Below are 15,719 nucleotides of genomic sequence, written 5' to 3' on the forward strand. Positions count from 1 at the left end.
TCTGGTACGCCATTCCAGTGTTGGAATGATGTTCCATCGTGGAATAGCGTTCCAAATGTGTCAAGATGGCAGCATGGCAACGCGGACGCGCCGGACACAGCGGCGCACAGAGGCGCTCTCCCGGGAGACCATCGTCGAAGCCGCCGTCGAGCTGCTCGACGCGACCGGCACGGGCGGGCTGACGTTCCGAACGCTGACCGAACGCCTCGCCACCGGGCCCGGGGCGATCTACTGGCATGTGGCGAACAAGGACGAGCTACTCGGCGCCGCCACCGATGCCGTCGTTACCGCCGCTCTGGCCATCGCGCCCACCGAGTCCCCGGGCTCGCCGCAGGACGAGATCCGCACCGTCGCGCTCGGCCTGTTCGACGCCATCGAGGACCACCCCTGGCTCGCCACACAACTCGCCACGCAGCTCTCCCGCAGCCCCTGGGGGCCGGTGACGCAACGGATCGTCGAAAGCATCGGTCGCCGGGTCCGCGTGCTCGGCGTACCCGAGAGCAGTTGGTTCACGGCGACCTCAGCGCTAGTGCACTACATCCTCGGCGCCGCCGGCCAGAACGCCGCGAACTCCCGCGTCGGCGCACTCCACGCGGACCGCGGCGAGTTCCTCGACAACACGGCGACGACATGGGAAGAACTCGACCCCGATGACTACCCGTTCATCCGGGCCGTCGCGCACCAGCTCCGCGAGCACGACGACCGCGAGCAGTTCCTCGCCGGGATCGATTTCATCCTCACCGGCGTCACCGCAACCCCCCGACCCAAAGGACGGGCGTCCACCTCACCCACCACCTGAGTCGGAGGACACCCACGACTTCGGCCACCAGCGTGGACGCCAGCCGGGCTGAGGCCAAGCAGCTCATCAGCGTTCGATTCGCACTCCGCGAATGCGAGTGAGCGACTGCACCCGCCGCGCGCACCAGCGCGGCCACGCCGCGGCTGCGGGAGCGCTCCGGCCAGGAGATGACCAGCGCGGCGGGAGGGCAGTCGACGATCGGGAGGTATGCCACCGCCGGTCGCGGATCCACGAAACATCCGAAACGCCACCTCCGCAGTCGAACTCGGGGACCGCCCGTGCGGCCGCGGCGAGATCCCTGAGCGACGCACCGAACGCCATCGACTCGAGGTCGCCCTCGCGATCCGGCGCGCACCCTAGCAGCACGAAGCCGCGTCACTCGAGACTCGACCTACAGGGGAGCCATAAGTGGATGCTGTCCGACCGTCGTGCGGGATGCAGCCACATCCCCGGCGCCAGCCCGGCGGTCTACTTCGGTGGCTCACTGGCCTACATGTCCCTCTGGCGCCGTGCCTCGCTTGCACCGCTGTAGTGCCGAAATCGGGTGTCGGAGCGGCGTCATGGCCGATTGTGCGTTCGTTGCCATTCGCGTGGCGAAATTCCGAACGCATCACGGAATCGGCGGGTGAAGTGCGCGGCATTGACGAACCCCCACTGGCGCGCGACGGCGCTCACGGTCACTGCGGTGCCGTGACGGGCGAGGTCCGCGCGGGCGCCCTCGAGCCGTGATGTCATGATCCACTGTCGGGGAGATACGCCCTGCGCGGCCCAGATGCTGTACAGCTGCCGTAGCGAGATGTGGTGTGCCCGAGCGATTTTCTCTGCATCGAGCGTCGGGTCGCCCAGGTGCTGCTGCGCAAAATTGGTCATGCGCAGGTACAGCGTGTCGTGGAGGTCATCGCGCTGCTGTCGTGCGTCGGCAGCGGTGGTGATGAGCGCGCGCACGAGTTGGGTGGTCGCCGAGCCGAGCATGAGCTGTGCGGGACCGGCGGGGATATCGCCTTCCTCGCCGAGCGCGGCGATATGGGCGATCACCAATCCGTACAGCGGGCTTGCCTCGAGTCTGGTGACCGCCGCCCGGACGGTGTCGACCCGCAGTCCGAGCTGCTCGTAATCGATGATCACCAGTTTGGTGCCGCCGATACCGCGGCACGCGTAGTCCGAGGCGCTGGTGCCGTCGGTCAGCCCTAGCTTGCCCACCCCGAGTATCGCGTCCATGCCACAGTGCGAGAACCTGCCGCGCACGCCCAGCTGCAGTCCAAGTCCGACTCGCTCGGGCGCGGCGGCGCGGATGTGCTTCGGTCCGCGGGTGACACTCAGACCAGTGCCCTCGACACGGGTGGCGTGCACTCCAGCGCCGAGATCCCACACGCTGAGCCGATGCCACAACTCGCCGTGATGCGCACCGAACCGATTGATCGCGGGTATCTCGGTGTTGGCCACCGCGTCCTGCACGGCGTCCACCCGTTCGGCGACCGGAAGCGACCCGGTGTCCAGTACGACAACCACCTCGCACCTCCTGCCCGGAATTCTAGGGTCGGACTGTGCTGCATGTGCGGATCCGCGGGCAAGACTGTTCCGGCTGTGCACAGGTTGTCCGGTCGAGACGCCGCGGACCGGTCGCGGCCCTACCTTGCGAGACAGATCCGGTGACGGATCAGGGACACTGGCCCGCACGTCGCGCGATTGCGGCCGATCATCTGGAGGGATTAGGTGGTGAACGCGGAAGCTGTTGTCCCAGTGGCGGTTCGAGCTCTCGCTCGAACCGGCGGCGCAGGCCTTCGTCGATGCCACCTCCGAGCCGCCGTTCCTGTACCAGCTGCCGCCGGAGGAGGGCCGCAAAATCGTTGACAGCGTCCAGGATTCCCCGATCTTCAAACCGGAGGTCGACGAAGAATGGGTGACCGTGGACGGAGGGCCGACCGGCTCGGTGCGCGCCCGCATCGTCAAGCCGCGGGGCGCCACCGACACGCTGCCGGTGATCGTCTACACCCACGGAGCGGGCTGGGTATTCGACGACGCGCACACCCACGATCGGCTCGTCCGTGATCTGGCGACGGGCGTCGGCGCGGCGTTGTGTTCCCCGAATACGACCGGCCACCCGAGGTGCGCTACCTGGTGGCCAACGAGCAGTCCTACCGCGTGGCGCAGTGGGTTTCGCAGCAGGGCGGGGCCGATGGCCTCGACGCGTCCCGCACGGATAGGAAGCCGAGCATGCAGATTCCCAAGACCGCTCACGGATAAGGACCACCCATGACCACCATCGACGCCCACACCCTCGACCAGATCGCCGCCGCCAACACCGGCGGTCGCACCCCGGTCGTATTCATCCACGGCCTGTGGCTATTGGCCAGCAGTTGGGATCGTTGGGCCGCGCTGTTCGCCGACGCCGGGTACGCGCCGGTCACCGCGAACTGGCCCGACGATCCGGAAACTGTCGAACAGGCCCACGAACATCCGGAAGTGTTCGCGGGCAAAACCGTCGGGCAGGTCGCCGACCACGTCGCCACCATCATCGAACGCCTGGAACGCAAACCCGCGGTCATCGGACACTCCTTCGGCGGCCTGCTCACCCAGATCATCGCAGGACGCGGCCTGTCGGTCGCTTCGGTGGCCATCGACCCCGCCCCCTTCCGCGGGGTGCTGCCGCTGCCGATCAGCTCGCTGCGCGCCGCCGCACCGGTGCTGACCAATCCGGCCAACCGGCATCGCGCGGTCCCGCTGACCTACGGGCAGTTCCGCTACAGCTTCGCCAACGCCGTCAGCGAGGACGAAGCCGAGCAACTGTTCGCCACCTTCGCCGTCGCCGCTCCCGGCGCACCGCTCTTCCAGGCCGCAGCCGCCAACCTCAACCCGTGGTCGGAGGCCAAGGTGGACACCGACAATCCCGCACGCGGCCCCCTGCTGATCATCTCCGGCGAGCAGGACCACACCGTTCCCCGAGTCATCTCCGAGGCCGCCTTCCACCAGCAGCGTAAGAACTCCGACGTCACCGAATTCGTCGAGATCCCCGGTCGCGGACATGCCCTGACCATCGACAGTGGGTGGCGCGACGTCGCCGAGACCAGCCTGAAGTTCATCCAGCGCTTCGCCTGAAAGACCGAGTGCTCCTGATCTATCGATCAGGAGCACTCGTTGCGGCACGTCGAAGCTCGGATCCGGCCGCATACCCGCCTCATCTACGGCTATCGGCTCCACGGCCCTGCCGAACCTCCGGCGGCTGCCCGCCCTGCTCGACGAGCTGGACATACGCGATGGATGCGCATCGGCGTACCGTTGAGTCTGTGAGCAGCGGCGCGGTAGCGGTGCAGGGCTCGGACCTCTGGGCCCGGGCGTTCGCGGCGCTGTACGACCCTCTGCTGTGGCTGGGCGAGAGGGCGGGTATGGCCGCTCGTCGGCGAAATTTGCTCGGCCGTGCGAGGGGGCGGACTGTCGAACTCGGCAGCGGTACCGGCCTCAACCTGGAGTACTACCCGGACGGCCTCGACGAGCTGATCTTGACCGAACCGGAGGCCGCGATGCGCACGCGGTTGGCGCGGAGGCTGCATCGCAGTCGACGTCGGGCACGCGTGCTCGACGCATCGGCGGAACAACTGCCGTTCGCTGATGGAACCGTGGATACGGTCGTCTCAACACTCGTGTTGTGCACTGTCGACGACCCTGATCCGGTGTTGCGGGAGATCGAGCGCGTGTTACGCCCCGGCGGCCAGCTGCTGTTTCTCGAGCACGTACGTTCCGAGTCGCCACGACTTGCCCATTGGCAAGACCGCCTCGCCGGCCCGTGGCGCCGATTCGCGGAGGGCTGCCACTGCAACCGTGCCACGCTCGAGCTGATCCGGGCGTCCGGGCTGGAACTCAAAGACGTACAGGAAGCGTCGTGGCGGGGAGAGCCCCCGATTGTCCGACCGCTGATCCAGGGTATGGCCACCAAGGTGGTATCCGACTGAAACTGCGCCGCACTCGGCCGCATACACGCGAGCTGCCTCAACGGCCTGCCAGTAGTACCAACCTCACGAGACAGCACAGCTACGTGCCGACGCACATCCACATTGGGCGGATGCTGCTGTCGAGCACATGGACGATGCGATACAGCGGCGGCGCCGCCAATACGCCGGTGAAAACTGCGGTCAGTGACTGTCGTTTCGCGGTGACACTGTCAGGATCTGACGAAATCGGCCGTGCGGCTGATCCTTCCGGCCTTCGGTATCGGCCGCGCCGATTTCCCGGCGTTCAATTCCCAGCAGGTCGCAGCCGCGGCCACCGGATGATTCCGCTGGAAGGAAACGACAATGACCGAGTATGTGACGCTCGAACACGGACAGCTCGCCTGCGATGTGGTCGGTGACGGACCGCTCGTGGTGCTGTCGCACGGCATGGGCACTGTGCGGCACGACTTCCGCCACCTCGTCGGCCCCCTGGCCGCCGTGGGCTATCGAGTGGTCAACGTGGACATGCGCGGGCACGGCGAATCGAGCCCCGACTGGCCGTCGGTGACCGGGAAAGCTGCTATCAGCCGTGCCGATGTAGCGGAGGACCTGCTGGGGGTCATCCGGCACTTCGGCGGCCCGGCGGTGATCGTCGGACACTCACTGTCGGGCGGCTCGGCAACGATCGCCGCGGCGCGGGCCCCGGAGTTGGTGACCGCGATCGTTGAGATCGCCCCCTTCACCCTCACCCAGAGCCTGCACGCCGGAGCCCTGCTCACCAACCGCCGATACCGCCGCGGCCTGGTCCGCCTCACCCTCACCTCGATGATGAATTCGCTGCCCTGGTGGCGGCGGTACCTGGACATTGCCTATCCGACCAAACCCGCCGACTACGACCGATACCTCGCCGGCCTCGAGAACATCCTGCGGCACCCCGAGCGCTGGGCGGAATTCATGAAAACCGGACAGACCACCCCTGCGGACGCGCACGCCCGGTTGGCGGACGTCCGCTGCCCCGCGCTGGTGATCATGGGTTCGGCGGACCCGGATTTCGCCGATCCCGAGGCCGAGGCGAATGCGATCGTGGCCGCTATGCCGGACGGTGTGGGCCGGGTCGTAATGGTCGACAACGGTGGACACTATCCGCACGCCCAGTTCTCGGATCGTGTTGCCGCAGTCATCATCCCGTTCCTCGACCAGCACGCGGAGCGCGGCGAGAGGGTCGGCGTCGGGCGCGCCGGCTGATGTGGATGCCCGGGCGGGTCTCTCGAGCGCCATTGCACGCGGCGATATTCCCGCCGCGTGCGGCGATGCGGGAGCCCGACTGCCGTCACGGTCACGCACTGATCGTGGCGGCCACCTGTCCCGACTGCGATGATGGCGGAATGCCCGCGCCGCGCACCATCGTTTTCGTCGCCTACGAGGGCATGCAGCTGGTCGAATTGGCCGGGCCGATGGATGTTTTCGGATTCGTCAACGCGGTCGCCGAGGAGACGAGGTACCGGCTCGTGACGGCCTCGCCGCAGGGCCGGTCGATCAAGGCCGACGGCGGTCTGACCATCGCGGTCGAACACTCGCTGCACGACCTGGCCAACTCCACTGACGAGATCGACACCCTGATGGTTGTCGGCGGCTGGATATCCGGGCCGGTATCCGCGGAAGTGGTCCGCGAACTACCTGCCCTGGCCCGCAAATCCCGCCGAGTGACCTCGGTGTGCTCCGGCGCGCTGCTGCTCGCCGCCGCCGGCCTGCTCGACGGCTACCGAGCCACCACCCACTGGGGTACGACCGATCGACTGGCCCGCACCTACCCTCGCGTCACCGTCGAGCCCGACCGCATCTACGTCCACGATCGCAACCGCTGGACCTCCGCGGGCGTCTCCGCCGGCATCGACCTCGCCCTGGCCCTCGTCGAGGACGATCACGGCCGCGAAATGGCCCAGCAGATCGCCCGCGCCTTCGTCGTCTTCACCCGCCGCTCCGGCGGCCAAGCCCAAGTCAGCGCCCAACTACGCGCCCAGCCCGCCCGCACCCCCGCCATCCGCGCCGTCCAACAGTGGCTCCCCGACCACCTCGACGACGACCTGGCAGTCTCCGCGCTGGCTCAGCGCGCCGGCATGAGCGCACGACATTTCGCCCGCGCCTTCCGCATCGAAACCGGAACCACCCCGGCCGCATTCGTAGAAGACCTCCGCATCGAAGCGGCCCGCCGCCTCCTGGAATCCACCGAACTCACCATCACCGCTATCGCCCGCGCGGTCGGCTACCGCCACGGTGAAACCCTCCACCGAGTCTTCACCCGCCGCCTCTCCACCACCCCCGAGCGCTACCGCCAGCACTTCACCACCGGCGCAAGCCGCACCGAAGACCGCACCGTGAGCCCGATGCACAACAGCTGATCCTTCAGCGACCCGTCGCACTCCTCGGGGTTGTCCCAGCGCCTATCGCGGTGTGTGTACAACTCGATTCCCTGGCAGGGCAAGGCGTTTCGTGGGAGAAGTCAATATGCCTCAGCGGAGGCCGATCGCCAGTCGTCACTGCCTGTCGGCTGGCCGCGAGATCAGTACGACCCACGATCTACCTGCCCCAACCGCACCGCCAGGCTGGTACCCATTGCCCAATGACCCCGCGCGCCAACAATGGTGGGACGGCCAGGGCTGGACTCAACCCCGGGTCCGAATAGCGCTGCGACCATATCGGGTTGACGTACGTGCGGAGCGACCGCGCAGCCGACAGCGTATGGACGCCCGGGGCAGATCGCCATTATCGTCGTGTGCATGGGAGATAGTGGGGGCCCTACCGGAGCTGGCCAGAATCTGTCAGTCATGCCTGATGATGTGCAGGCGATCGGCCAGTACGTCTACAACATCGCCGACACCATGAAACAGGCGCTCGATTCCGCTGCCCGCGAGGTCGAGACGCTGCTCACGTCCGACTGGACCGGCGACGCAGCCGACGAGTTCTCCACCGGGTGGACCGAAACCCGTGACGGCGGAACACAACTCATGCAAGCGTTGACCTCGCTTGCCGAAAAGCTGGGCGTCACCGCAGCCAACTACAAGAGCACCGACACCGGCAACGCGTCCGGTATCTCCAGCCTGGATCTGCCATGAGCTCCCAATTCAGCGTCGATCTCGACCAACTCGACCAGATCGTGTCCCGTCTCAACGGTTTGGCCGGGTTCTTGCACGATCACCTCAACGAACTCGACCACAAGGTCGCCGCCCTCCACAGCGGCAGCTGGGAATCCGCCGCAGCCAGCGCCTACGCCGACGCCCACACCCAATGGCTCACGGCCGCACGAGAATTCGCCGAAGGCATCGCCGCCGTGAGCGACGCCGCGCAGAAAGCGCACGGCCGCTACACCCGCGCCATCGACATCAACCGCCGCATGCTCCAGTCGGGGCAGGCATGATCGTCGACTGGCAGACCTACTACGACGCCGCCAAGAAATGCCACGACCTCGCCGACGACCTCCGCAAGGCCGACAAACCGGTCCACGATGCGGTCAAAGGTGAATGCGTCGGGATGGCCGGGACGCCCCCGGCTGCCAACGATGGGGTGAGGCCTACGACAAAGCCGCCCAGCAGACCATGCAGGCATGCTCCAGCCTGGCCAACGCACTCACCAACTACGGTGCCGTGCTGTACGCCAACGGCTACAACTACGCCATCGCCAACAAGAGCAACCCCGCCCCGCCCCGCATCCACGCCCAGGAAGTCGGCGAATACAAAGTCACCATCCCGTCTTCGGTGCACGATAACGGGATCGGCTTCACCGACCATGGCGGGCTGAAGAAGTTCTTGGACAAACTCGTCGCCAAAGTCCTCGCTGCCTTCGGCAAACTCCCCAACGGCGACCACACCAAACTCGACAAAGCCCACACCACCTGGAACACCTTCGCCAACCACGACACCATCGCCGGCGCCGCCGCCCGCATCTCCGCCATCTCGGCCCTGTTCGCGACATGGACGACCCCACCAACCGGCAACTACTCCAAGACCACTTCACCACCCTGAAAACCGGCGCCGACACCGTCGCTACCGCCTCTCAGGAGATGGCCGCACCGATCAAGGACTACCACGACGCGACCGTCGCCCTCGGCAACGACAACACCACAGCGATCAACGCACTGGAACTGTCCATCAGCCTGATCGCCATCACCGCCGGTGTCGCATTCCTGTTCAGCCTCGGCTCCTCCGCCGTCGCCGCAGCCACCGCCATCGACGCCGACGTCGCCCTCACCATCAACGCGATCCAAACCTCCTACCGCGCCAGCCAAATGGTCCGAATCATCGGCCTCACCAGCCTCGCGGCAGGCGCCGTCGGCACCATCGACGCCTTCCACGCGCTGCCCGCAGTCGACCTCGACAAAGCCGTCGCCGGTCTCGCCGCCATCATCGGCATGACCTCGACCATCGACGACGACCACGCCGGTGATTCCGATGAACCGGACTTCCGTCACAGCGAATACACTCAAGCCGAGATAGAAGAATTCATCAACGGCCATACCGGGGACGGGAATCCAGCGATGAAAGGGCCAACTGCCGCTGAAGTACATGACGCCCCGATCAATGGCACACCGGAACCGATGGGCGACGGACGTACCGCGGAGCAGGCCGAGCAATTTGTCTACAAGGGAATCAAGGTGGTTGTGAACTACGAAATGCCCTGGAAATCCACTGCCTGGAAGCTGCCGTGAGGTGATGGCGCCGAAGCCCGAGGATCGTGCACGTCTTTATTTTTCCGACGATGATATAGCCGATATCAACAGTAGCCCAGTTAGGTGGGGATCCGGCGAGGAAGTCAACGCGATCAGCCTGACGGACGCATGGGACGCTCATGTTGAGAAGATCGATCAAGACAGAGCGCTGCCCTGGACGGACCGCACCGTCTGGAACGAATACGATCTCAATGCCGCTTTCATTATCCGAGATCTCCTGGAAAGTGCCATCAATAGCCTGCCTGCCCCACTAGGCGCCAAGATGAATAGTTACGTCTCTGAAGCAGACGATAGATTCATGTCTATCACGGTCGAAGATTCAGGTAAGCGCATGGCAGCGGTCGCGAACATTGACACAACCGGACGCGGGTGGTGGTGGTTCCGCGTACCCGACTCCGGTCCGATCGTTGAAGACCTGGCTCGCTGGAGCCGATTCGAGAACGAATAGCGGGCGATGTCATGCCGCGCGATCGGCACCGAATTCGAAGACTGGACCCGCGACGCGAACGACCAGTGGTACGACAAGGACGGCCACCCCACCAGCCACGACCGCGACGCCAACCCCGGCAACTGATCCGCAATCAGCGCCGAGCACAGCACGGCGGACCGTTCGGCCCGCCGTTTTCGCGTCCTGACTAGGGCGACCGCGGCGGTGCCCCAGTCACCTCGTCCGGCACGAACCGCAGCCGCAGCAGCATGCACGAGACTACCTGTCGACACTGTCGGCAAGACCGAGCCGAAAGTCCATCAAGCGCTGCGGTTTTCGGGATCGCGAACGCGTAATACCGCAATCCGTCCGGAGCCTCGGCCGCTACCCGCACCGCTGCCCGGGTGATCGCGATGATCTCCTCGGCCGCGGCGACACCCGGCGGAAAGTCACGGAACGCTATCTCGCCACCCTCTATGGTCTCCACCCGGCTGCGCGTCGCCTCGAACCACCCCTGAGCGATGAAACCCTGCTCGTCCGCCGGAACTCGTGTTGAACAACGCCTCGAGGAAGTACGCAACGAGCACCAGGCCGAGATCGAAGAACTGGAGCATCAAGCTGCCAAAGCAGAGAAAACCCTTGCCAAGGAACTTCACGGGCCGCTCGAAGCAAGTCCAGAGCACTGGCCTGCGCGGTCGAGATGTTCAACTCCTCGAGCACGGCTTCGATGTTTTCCCTGAACTTCGGATCGGCCTTCAAGTGATCCCAAAAATCTTGTGCAGTAATCGATTCCAACTCCGCGAGCTCATCACGCCGCCGAGAACGAGCAGACTCGATCTCGTCGTGAATATGATCTCGCGCCGCTAGAGTCTCCTCGACCTCGACCTTTGCTTCCACAACAGCATCTTTGATCTCGGCGATATGGCGATTTGCCTCGCATAGTTCACGGGTCACCCCATACACCATCGGTCTTCCGAGCCTGCCTAATGACTGCTCCCTCGCGGGTGAATTCCGTCCACAGTTGGATCTGAGCAACTATTCCGCCATATACGACCGTAATGCCGCCGACGTCGGATTTGGCCGGTATGGCTGTCCGGGCGGATCCGGTCGGGCCGAACCCGCAGCTACGCGAAGTGGGCACGTCCAGATCCATCCCCATGTCCGGATTCTACCGGCGAAATACATTGCTGTCGGAGCGTTGTTCTGGATCAACTCGATCGTCGAGTTCAGCATTTCCGCTGATAGAAGGGGGTTTGTGGGGCGGGCGGGGCTCGAACCCGCGACCAATGGATTCGCAGTCTACGGCTGACGAGCCGATTCGGATGGATTCGGCCACGTTCGATTTCATTGGTCTAGCTGCACGAACACTCCAAGTGGGCGAGAACCTGGAATGCGTTGGCGTTCGATCGATTTCGGTCGTATTCGGATGAAAATAGAGAGTAAATGGTGACCACCTGAGCGATAACCGTAGGGCGACCGCTCGCTCGCAGGATCAACCCGCCGTCGCCTCGGCCTAGCTCTGCACAGATGCAGCAATCACTGTGCTATCCAATCAGTCGCAGGGCTCGACGTGCAACGACCTTAAAGTATTTCCGAAACCCCGTCCGTCACACTCCAATCGATGACCATCGGACAGGATCATCACCGGTCAGTCTGCCGTCGGCTGCCGATCCCCCTTGCGCCGCTGATCCGCTCAGTGACACCGTTGAATTTCGCTTTCGTGCTGAACGCGGATAGTGCTGCCAGCTCGTAGGGGTCGGCCGATCCATTCTCCGACATTCCTCATATTCAGCGCATATGGAATCGATTCGCGCACAACCACTGACAGGCAACCTGCACGTATCGTACGGTGAGCCCGCGTCATTCCAGATGTATGGCGTAGCCGGAGTGACCGCTCAGTTGCAACCAGCCGCAGGTGTCAACCATCGACTGAACCCACCTGCGGCTGGTTGAAGCAGAACGATTCGCCGGCCGCCGCGCAGCTCCGATCAGCGATGAGCGTCCTAACGAACACAGTGAGGCGAGTGCCTACAATGAGCGATAACTCTGGCGAGGCCGATACGTCACACGGGACAAATCCGGACGCTGTATCACCAGACACGACGGTGCCCGTATCGGTAGGCGCCGAGCGCCTTGGGCAATCGACACGTTGGTATTTGGGGCAGCTACGAGCACGCAAGCTGCCGGGCCACAAGATCGGACGATCCTGGCGGTTGACCGAAGGAGACATTCGAGAAGCATTGCGGCTCACCGCCAGACCAGCAATCACTCCGCCGCCGGATCAAGCCGGACTAACGCCAACCAGCCACAGACGACGGCATCGCCGAAGGCAAATATACTAGGCATCAGCGACCCATGCCGCGCCTCAAATGGCTGCGCGCAACCAACATCCGCACTGCGTCGGCGACGCTAAAGCAACGCATCCGAGCCGCATTTGGGATGCGGACCACGGATAGGCCTATCGTGGCCAGAGAAGCATGCCAGCTCGTCCGCGACTAGATATCCGCACCAGTCGAGACTCATCGTCAACTGCTTCACTCCGCGCCGCACCCACCGAAAACGCCTCCCGAACCGGGATCTCAATGTCAGAACGTCTGCTTCTGCCCCGGCGGGATTCGACTCTCTGCGATTATCTTCGCTTACATACTTCTAACAGCACGAATAGCTCTTTGCTATCCTCCGCCGAATCATGCTGTTCTGTACGGGATTCGGTCGCATTCGGCTGAAAAGGTGGAGTTCCGTGTGGCCCTCTCCCAACTGCACCAAGCGGACCGTATCGGCGCCGCTGCGGGAGCGTGGCCCGTCTTCACTGACGGCGACATCGGGATTCGCCGACTGCGCGGACGCGGTAGCGGACCGCAACGAGGGCGATGACGACGAGTAGGTTGAGGGGCACTGTTTCGGTCGCGGGGTCGACATACGTCGGCCTCTCCGACGTCCACAGCGCAATCAGTGGTTGATCCCGTAGAGGCGCTCGGCCTCGTGGTCGGGGTCGAAGTCCGGACCGAGGTCATCGGGATCAATCATCAACCAGGAGGGCAGCCCCGCTGCTGAAAGTTCTTGCACGTTGTCCAGCATCAGGCGGCACACGTTACAGCCAAACCTATCCGGTGACATGGTTACCTTCCACCCTGAGGCGTGGGCACCGTCCGGGTCACCGGCGTAAATGATCGCGTCCAGGACGATAGGACCTGCCAGACGTCCGCGTCTGCCGCATTCTGGGCAGTCACGATCAACCGCCCAGACGCCCTCCACGGCGAGATCGTAGATCGCGTCGTCTTCCAGGCGTTCGGTCGTTTCCTGAAGCACTGCCTCGCTCAACCGATTCTCAAGCTGGGTGAGATTTCTTCGTGCACGTGCAAGTTTCGCTGCGACCCTGTGCTGGACCTCGGAATGCCCCTCCGCGACCAGGTGCTTGACGTTGGCCTGGTGATCGCCGTAGAACCATTCGGGGTCGTGCTTGAGCCATTCGAGGAACTGGTTGCACAGAGTCAGTGCATCGATGAGTACGTGACGCGACGTCGTCGGCACGGCGACATGCATCGCCCCGTTGCGGATCTCCACCATTCGGTTGCGCCGGTTGCTGGCGACCGAGATCGGGCCGATCACTGTCTCGAGTCTGGTCCACAGCTCTGCAAGGCCGACGGTCCGAAGCTTCGGATCGGCGAGGTTGGGCGCGGTTGCCAAATTCAGAAGACTAGCTTCCGCCTTGTTCGTCAGCGGCACGACGAGCACCGGATTCTTCTTCCACAGAACCGCTTTGCCGAGATGTTCGACCGCCAGAGGCGCGAGTAGGGCGACCTTCATGTAGTCGTCGTCGCTCCAAGCGTTCAGCGCTTCACCTATCCACACCGACGCCGAGTCGACCAGTTGCTCGACATCGCGCTGGCGTCTGTTCTCCTCGAAACGACGTTGTGCTTCAGCCTTGGTGATGTAGGGAGACCCGATCACAACTTGGAGGTTCGCCCAGTCTACTTCGGACATAGACGTATCGTCCCACCAGCGCGCAAGCCATTTGGCAGAAGCTGATCGCCTGGGACCTGAATAGGTTTGTCCGGTCTGATGTTTCGCCTATACCAGTGCGCGCGTCGGATGAGCGCCGCTTGCTACTCGTGGATGATCGGGCCGCGAAACCAGCAGTGCGGCAGGTTTGGTACTACGACCAAGAGACCGGGAGCATCCCCGTGCTCGCCCACATCGTCCGCATCCCGAAAAGGTCTGGTCCGCGGCACCTACGACGAGACCCTCGACAACCCGAAGAACCGCCGCTACGAGATCCAGCTACCTGATTTCGGCAGAGCGATGCTCGCGCGCCGTATCCCGACGCTCAAGCCGACGAAGGACGGCACGACACCGCCGTTCCAGTCCAGCACCGGAACCCTGCGCGACCCGACCAACTTCAACGACCAATGGCGACGAGTCCCCCTCGTACTCGGCATCCCGGACAGCATCACCGTACACTCGTTCCTCAAGCTGCTCATCGATCTCGGCTTCGACGCCAAACCCTCGGCGGTGATGGTCGCCGACCAGGTCGGGCACGCGAACCCGACCGAAACCTTGAACACGTACCCGACCCGAGGACGCGCCAGCAAGCACAAACGGCTCAGGCCAGAGAGATTTTAGCGGGGACAGGATTTGGACCTGCGATCTCTGGGTTATGACGGACCCCGATACAGGTTCCTTCGGATGGCTTCGGTTTCCTACGTCTACCTGCCCAGACTCAAGTCCTGACCATGCGCCTGACTGGCGTCGTCTTCGGGTGTATTCGGACCAAAAGATCCAGTAAAGATCCAGCAGGGCAATCTGTTTCAGCAACGACCTCAGCCACAGCTGTACTGGGTTGGCCTGCATTGTGATCCCGCGCCCATCACACCTCAAGGGTGCATTCGCGTCAGCTTCGCTGATGGCATTCGCCACCCTTGACCTGTGAGCCTCTGCGCGTGACAGGCAGGCATTATCGGGCAGGTGTCGTGACAGGCAGGCGGTGAGCCAGCCCCTGTGTGTACACCCCAACCCGGAACAGGGCCAATGAATCTGCTCGGCCGGAGCTTCCTCATGCTTGCGGGCGAAGCTATCTTGGTTCGCTGACCGAGAGAAGCAAGCGACCAAGCGAGGCTGGGCGAACGATGACGTCTTCTGAGGACACTGATATCAGGATTTTGGCGCTTGAACTGGTGGGGCGGTTTGCCAAATTGCAGGAAACCGTGGATGCCTTGGTCGCGCTGTACTTCCAGAAGCGCACTCCGGGGATGCTGTGGTATCTGAAGCAGAAGCGTGCTACCTCCAACATCTCGGATGCCGACCGACCGCAGCTTGTGTTGGCAATTGCAGCTGACTTGCAAGTCGCTGGCGACCGAGGGGCTTTCCGCGAAGTGTTCGTGAAGGTGAAGCAGGTACGGGATTACGTGGGCCACGGCAGCCGCATCGAGACCCCGAATCCTGACACGCTAGTCATAACCAAGAACTTCGTGACCGGTTTTGGAGGCAAGGAGGAACCGGCGCTGACAGTCACACGTGACGAACTAGCGGCCCGGCTACTCGACCTCGACTGGCTCTCTCAACACGTGTTGTACGTGATGTCTACAGGCGGTTTGGTCGAAAAAGTAGCGCTTGGTGATCGTGAGGTTCGCGCAGTGCTACCGGCGAGACTGCCTACGGACTGAGACGGTTCAACGTGGGAGTCCGTCCGTAGATGATGTGTTGCGGAGGACATGGGCTGAAACTTGCCGGCGCCCACTAACACCATCGGACCTGAGTCGGTGCCGCGCGGCACTGATCTCATGACCCACCTACTACTTTCCGACTACAAACGCCTGGTGATTAGGGCATACGATGCCGTACAGC

The 15,719-nt window shown here is 63.9% G+C and carries 15 protein-coding genes and 1 pseudogene; 14 read left to right on the plus strand and 2 right to left on the minus strand.

Annotated elements, in window-relative coordinates; translation table 11 throughout:
- Positions 1-73 precede the first annotated feature (73 nt).
- On the plus strand, positions 74-799 hold the full coding sequence (locus ACWEO2_RS17495) for a TetR/AcrR family transcriptional regulator (RefSeq protein ID WP_452406238.1): 726 nt from the start codon (positions 74-76) through the stop codon (positions 797-799).
- Positions 800-1,357: 558 nt separating this feature from the next.
- Here ACWEO2_RS17495 and ACWEO2_RS17500 read toward each other — a convergent pair.
- Positions 1,358-2,308: a helix-turn-helix transcriptional regulator gene (locus tag ACWEO2_RS17500; protein ID WP_452406239.1), complete on the minus strand. Its 951-nt coding sequence runs from the start codon at positions 2,306-2,308 to the stop codon at positions 1,358-1,360.
- 223 nt (positions 2,309-2,531) lie between these two features.
- Between ACWEO2_RS17500 and ACWEO2_RS17505 the strand changes: the two are divergent.
- The 11 genes and pseudogenes from ACWEO2_RS17505 to ACWEO2_RS17555 form a co-directional block, all read left to right on the plus strand.
- Positions 2,532-2,995, plus strand: a pseudogene (locus ACWEO2_RS17505) (alpha/beta hydrolase); the annotation flags it as partial.
- Between the two features lie 57 nt (positions 2,996-3,052).
- Positions 3,053-3,895 (plus strand): alpha/beta hydrolase, encoded by an 843-nt coding sequence (locus tag ACWEO2_RS17510; protein WP_452406240.1) that lies wholly within the window; start codon positions 3,053-3,055, stop codon positions 3,893-3,895.
- A 188-nt stretch (positions 3,896-4,083) separates the two neighbouring features.
- Positions 4,084-4,746 (plus strand): class I SAM-dependent methyltransferase, encoded by a 663-nt coding sequence (locus ACWEO2_RS17515; protein ID WP_452406241.1) that lies wholly within the window; start codon positions 4,084-4,086, stop codon positions 4,744-4,746.
- A 342-nt stretch (positions 4,747-5,088) separates the two neighbouring features.
- Positions 5,089-5,970, plus strand: a complete 882-nt coding sequence (locus tag ACWEO2_RS17520) for an alpha/beta fold hydrolase (protein ID WP_452406242.1) — start codon at positions 5,089-5,091, stop codon at positions 5,968-5,970.
- 140 nt (positions 5,971-6,110) lie between these two features.
- Entirely contained in the window at positions 6,111-7,124 is a 1,014-nt protein-coding gene (locus tag ACWEO2_RS17525; protein ID WP_452406243.1) for a GlxA family transcriptional regulator, read from the plus strand.
- Positions 7,125-7,550: 426 nt separating this feature from the next.
- A complete protein-coding gene (locus ACWEO2_RS17530; protein WP_452406244.1) occupies positions 7,551-7,838 on the plus strand; it encodes a WXG100 family type VII secretion target in 288 nt (95 codons plus the stop codon).
- On the plus strand, positions 7,835-8,140 hold the full coding sequence (locus ACWEO2_RS17535) for a WXG100 family type VII secretion target (protein ID WP_452406245.1): 306 nt from the start codon (positions 7,835-7,837) through the stop codon (positions 8,138-8,140). The genes ACWEO2_RS17530 and ACWEO2_RS17535 overlap by 4 nt, the downstream gene beginning before the upstream one ends.
- Before the next feature lie 103 nt (positions 8,141-8,243).
- Positions 8,244-8,744 carry a hypothetical protein gene (locus ACWEO2_RS17540; protein WP_452406246.1) on the plus strand — a complete coding sequence of 167 codons (501 nt, stop codon included), beginning with the start codon at positions 8,244-8,246 and terminating at the stop codon, positions 8,742-8,744.
- The gene (locus ACWEO2_RS17545; RefSeq protein WP_452406247.1) at positions 8,693-9,427 is read left to right on the plus strand and encodes a hypothetical protein; all 735 of its coding nucleotides are present in this window, start codon (positions 8,693-8,695) and stop codon (positions 9,425-9,427) included. Before ACWEO2_RS17540 ends, ACWEO2_RS17545 begins: the two co-directional genes overlap by 52 nt.
- Position 9,428: 1 nt before the next feature.
- On the plus strand, positions 9,429-9,896 hold the full coding sequence (locus ACWEO2_RS17550) for a hypothetical protein (protein ID WP_452406248.1): 468 nt from the start codon (positions 9,429-9,431) through the stop codon (positions 9,894-9,896).
- Positions 9,897-12,615: 2,719 nt separating this feature from the next.
- The gene (locus ACWEO2_RS17555) at positions 12,616-12,759 is read left to right on the plus strand and encodes a hypothetical protein (RefSeq protein ID WP_452406249.1); all 144 of its coding nucleotides are present in this window, start codon (positions 12,616-12,618) and stop codon (positions 12,757-12,759) included.
- A 65-nt stretch (positions 12,760-12,824) separates the two neighbouring features.
- On the opposite strand, the gene ACWEO2_RS17560 is transcribed toward ACWEO2_RS17555, so the two are convergent.
- On the minus strand, positions 12,825-13,859 hold the full coding sequence (locus ACWEO2_RS17560; protein ID WP_452406250.1) for a hypothetical protein: 1,035 nt from the start codon (positions 13,857-13,859) through the stop codon (positions 12,825-12,827).
- Positions 13,860-14,177: 318 nt separating this feature from the next.
- Here ACWEO2_RS17560 and ACWEO2_RS17565 point away from each other — a divergent pair, with 318 nt between their 5' ends.
- A complete protein-coding gene (locus ACWEO2_RS17565) occupies positions 14,178-14,498 on the plus strand; it encodes a hypothetical protein (protein WP_452406251.1) in 321 nt (106 codons plus the stop codon).
- A gap of 503 nt (positions 14,499-15,001) precedes the next feature.
- Positions 15,002-15,538 (plus strand): hypothetical protein, encoded by a 537-nt coding sequence (locus ACWEO2_RS17570; protein ID WP_452406252.1) that lies wholly within the window; start codon positions 15,002-15,004, stop codon positions 15,536-15,538.
- Positions 15,539-15,719: the final 181 nt, after the last annotated feature.

It is taken from the genome of Nocardia sp. NPDC004278 (genome assembly GCF_053602975.1).

What these genes read in the sequence shown, in the direction of transcription:
- ACWEO2_RS17540 (WP_452406246.1), top strand. Translation starts at nt 8,244, where the DNA reads ATGCGTCGGGATGGCCGGGACGCCCCCGGCTGCCAACGATGGGGTGAG.
- ACWEO2_RS17560 (WP_452406250.1), bottom strand. Translation starts at nt 13,859, where the DNA reads ATGTCCGAAGTAGACTGGGCGAACCTCCAAGTTGTGATCGGGTCTCCC.
- ACWEO2_RS17520 (WP_452406242.1), top strand. Translation starts at nt 5,089, where the DNA reads ATGACCGAGTATGTGACGCTCGAACACGGACAGCTCGCCTGCGATGTG.
- ACWEO2_RS17525 (WP_452406243.1), top strand. Translation starts at nt 6,111, where the DNA reads ATGCCCGCGCCGCGCACCATCGTTTTCGTCGCCTACGAGGGCATGCAG.
- ACWEO2_RS17545 (WP_452406247.1), top strand. Translation starts at nt 8,693, where the DNA reads ATGGACGACCCCACCAACCGGCAACTACTCCAAGACCACTTCACCACC.
- ACWEO2_RS17570 (WP_452406252.1), top strand. Translation starts at nt 15,002, where the DNA reads ATGACGTCTTCTGAGGACACTGATATCAGGATTTTGGCGCTTGAACTG.
- ACWEO2_RS17510 (WP_452406240.1), top strand. Translation starts at nt 3,053, where the DNA reads ATGACCACCATCGACGCCCACACCCTCGACCAGATCGCCGCCGCCAAC.
- ACWEO2_RS17535 (WP_452406245.1), top strand. Translation starts at nt 7,835, where the DNA reads ATGAGCTCCCAATTCAGCGTCGATCTCGACCAACTCGACCAGATCGTG.
- ACWEO2_RS17495 (WP_452406238.1), top strand. Translation starts at nt 74, where the DNA reads ATGGCAACGCGGACGCGCCGGACACAGCGGCGCACAGAGGCGCTCTCC.
- ACWEO2_RS17565 (WP_452406251.1), top strand. Translation starts at nt 14,178, where the DNA reads ATGCTCGCGCGCCGTATCCCGACGCTCAAGCCGACGAAGGACGGCACG.
- ACWEO2_RS17530 (WP_452406244.1), top strand. Translation starts at nt 7,551, where the DNA reads ATGCCTGATGATGTGCAGGCGATCGGCCAGTACGTCTACAACATCGCC.